Below are 3,146 nucleotides of genomic sequence, written 5' to 3' on the forward strand. Positions count from 1 at the left end.
GGCCCGGGTACGGATCCCGCTCGCCACGATGAACCGGCACGGACTGGTCGCCGGTGCGACCGGCACCGGCAAGACCAAGACCGTGCAGGGCATCGCCGAGCAACTCTCGGCCGCCGGGGTCCCGGTCGTGATGGCCGACATGAAGGGTGACCTGTCGGGGCTGTCGGCGCCCGGAGAGGACGACGACGGGCTCCGGACCCGCGCCGCGGAGACCGGGGATTCCGGATGGGGACCGACCGCCTACCCGGTGCAGTTCTTCTCGCTCGGCACCGAAGGCCCGGGCGTGCCCGTCCGCGCGACGGTCACCGCGTTCGGTCCGATCCTGCTGAGCAAGGTCCTCGGCCTCAACCCCACCCAGGAATCGACGTTGGGGCTGATCTTCCACTGGGCCGACCGCCAGGGGCTGCCGCTGCTCGACCTCAAGGATTTGCGGCAGGTCGTCACACACCTGACCAGCGACGAGGGAAAGGCAGAGCTGAAAGGTATCGGCGGGGTCTCCCCGGCGACCGCCGGCGTGATCCTGAGGGCGCTCGTCAACCTCGAGGCCGGCGGCGGGGAGACCTTCTTCGGAGAACCGGAGTTCGAGACCGAGGACCTGCTGCGCGTCGTCGGCGGCAACGGCGTGATCAGCCTGTTCGAGCTCGGCGCCCACGCGGCGCGGCCGGTGCTGTTCTCGACGTTCCTGATGTGGGTGCTCGCCGACCTGTTCCAGACGCTGCCGGAGGAGGGCGACCTCGACAAGCCGAAGCTCGTGTTCGTCTTCGACGAGGCGCACCTGCTCTTCGCCGACGCCTCGAAGGCGTTCCTGCAGCAGATCGAGCAGACGGTCAAGCTCATCCGTTCGAAGGGCGTGGGAGTGTTCTTCTGCACCCAGCTGCCCACGGATGTGCCCAATGCGGTGCTGTCCCAGCTCGGCGCGCGGGTGCAGCACGCGCTGCGCGCATTCACACCGGACGATCAGAAGGCGCTGGCCAAGACCGTCCGCACGTATCCGGAGACGGAGTTCTACGACCTCGAGGAGGCGCTGACCACCCTCGGGATCGGCGAGGCCGTCGTCACGGTGCTGTCCGAGAAGGGCGCGCCGACGCCTGTCGCGTGGACGCGGATCCGTCCGCCGCGTTCGTTGCTGGACACCGTCGGCGAGGAGGCGATCCGGTCCGCGGCGCGCGGGAGTGCGCTGTACGGCAAGTACGGGCAGACCGTCGACCGCGAGTCCGCCTACGAGAGGCTCACCGCGAAGGTGGCCGGCGCCCCCGACCTGGACCCACGTGCGCAGGTCCCGCCGTTGCCGGACCTGCCCGGCACGCCACCGCCCCGGGACGCGGGGCCGAGCATGGTCGAGCAGGTCCTCGGCAGCGCGGCCGTCAAGGGTTTCCTGCGGTCCGCGGCGTCGGCCGCGGGGCGCGAGATCAGCCGCAGCATCTTCGGCACCGGCCGCCGCCGTAGACGCTGACGGGGGCTACGCGCCCAGCTTCCGGTAGAAGGCGCCGACGATGGGCGCGACGACGCCGCGCGGGGTGTAGTTGCCGGCGACGGACATCGCCTTGCTGATCAGGCCCGGCACGATGCGCATCTTGTTCTCGGCGAGCGCGTCGAGCGACACCTTCGCGGTGTGCTCGCTGGAGATCCACAGGAAGTCCGGCACGAGCTTGTCGACGATCGAGGCCTCCGCCGGATCCGGGGTCTCCGTGCGCACCGGGCCCGGCGCCAGCAGCGTCACGTGCACGCCGCTGTCCTTCAGCTCCCCGCGCAGCGACTCGGAGAAGGTGTTGACGAATGCCTTCGTCGCCGCATAGGTCGCGTTGTGGGGGATCGGCATGTTGCCCGCCGCGGAACCGACCATCAGGATCGCCCCGGAGCGGCGCTCGACCATCTGCGGCAGCACCGCGAGGGTCAGGTCGTGCACCGCGACGGCGTTCAGCTCGACCTGGGCCCGCTCGTAGCCCGGATCCAGCTGGGCCACCGGGCCGAAGGTCGCGATGCCGGCGTTGTTGCACAGGATGCTGATCGGGCGCTCGCCGAGTTCGTCGACGAGCTTCGCCCGCGCGTCGCGGTCGGACAGGTCACACGCGCGGACCTCGACGGTGACGCCGTGCGTCGCCCGCAGCGTCGCGGCGAGCTCCTCCATCACGTCGCCGCGCCGGGCGACCAGGATCAGCGAGTGCCCGCGCGCGGCGAGCTCGGCGGCGAGGGCCTCGCCGATGCCGGAGGAGGCGCCGGTCACGACGGCGCGGGCGTCGGGGGTGGGGTTCGGCAGAGTCATGGTCGGTCAGCGTAGCCGCGGCCGGCTCAGATGCGGTCCGCGAGGCGCGTGCCCTGCTCGATCGCGCGCTTGGCGTCGAGTTCCGCGGCGATGTCGGCACCGCCGATGACGTGCGTGGTCACGCCCGCGGCGGTGAGCCGCTCGACGAGGTCACGGACGGGTTCCTGCCCGGCGCAGATCACCACGTTGTCCACGTCGAGCACCTTCGGGTCGCGGCGGTCCTCGCCGAAGCTGATGTGCAGGCCGGCGTCGTCGATCCGCTCGTAGTTCACGCCCGAGATCTCGTGCACCTTCTTGTGCTGCAGCGACGCCCGGTGCACCCATCCGCTGGTCTTGCCGAGCCGCGCGCCGATCCGGCCGGGCTTGCGCTGCAGCAGGAACACCTCGCGCGGCGACGGCGACGGGCGGGGCTCGGTGAGCGCTCCCGGGGCGGCCTTCGGGTCGGTGACGCCCCACTCGCGCTTCCATTCGGCCAGGTCGAGGGTGGGGGAGTGGTCGTGGGTGAGGAACTCGGAGACGTCGACGCCGATGCCGCCCGCCCCGATCACGGCGACGCGGGCGCCGACGGGCGCACCCTCGCGGACGACCTGCGGGTACGACAGCACGCTCGGGTGGTCGATGCCGGGGATCGCGGGCACGCGGGGGGTGACGCCGGTCGCGACGACCACCTCGTCGTAGGCACCGATCAGGTCGTCGGCCGTGGCGCGGGTGCCGAGCTCGACCTGGACCTTCGTCAGCTCCAGCTGGCGGCGGTAGTACCGCAGGGTCTCGGCGAACTCCTCCTTGCCGGGGATGCGGCGGGCGATGCCGAACTGGCCGCCGATCTCGTCGTCGGCTTCGAACAGGGTGACGGCGTGCCCGCGGCGGGCCAGGTTCACCGCCG

Annotated in this window: 3 protein-coding genes; 1 reads left to right on the forward strand and 2 read right to left on the reverse strand. The window is 71.6% G+C overall.

Features of this window, described 5'->3' with window-relative positions:
- The coding region (locus tag CQZ88_RS15340) for a helicase HerA-like domain-containing protein (RefSeq protein WP_102799991.1) at nucleotides 1–1,453 on the forward strand (1,453 nt) is incomplete at its 5' end.
- Between the two features lie 6 nt (nucleotides 1,454–1,459).
- On the opposite strand, the gene cmrA is transcribed toward CQZ88_RS15340, so the two are convergent.
- Both cmrA and CQZ88_RS31135 read right to left on the reverse strand, forming a co-directional pair.
- Nucleotides 1,460–2,263 (reverse strand): mycolate reductase, encoded by an 804-nt coding sequence (cmrA, locus tag CQZ88_RS15345; RefSeq protein ID WP_043798995.1) that lies wholly within the window; start codon nucleotides 2,261–2,263, stop codon nucleotides 1,460–1,462.
- Between the two features lie 26 nt (nucleotides 2,264–2,289).
- On the reverse strand, nucleotides 2,290–3,146 hold an 857-nt coding region (locus CQZ88_RS31135), incomplete at its 5' end, for an FAD/NAD(P)-binding oxidoreductase (protein WP_258008617.1).

The organism is Rhodococcus sp. ENV425 (assembly GCF_002887785.1).
In the GTDB taxonomy this organism is placed as follows: domain Bacteria; phylum Actinomycetota; class Actinomycetes; order Mycobacteriales; family Mycobacteriaceae; genus Rhodococcus; species Rhodococcus aetherivorans.

Excerpts from the sequence above, each read along its gene's own strand:
- cmrA (WP_043798995.1), bottom strand. The coding sequence starts at position 2,263 with ATGACTCTGCCGAACCCCACCCCCGACGCCCGCGCCGTCGTGACCGGC.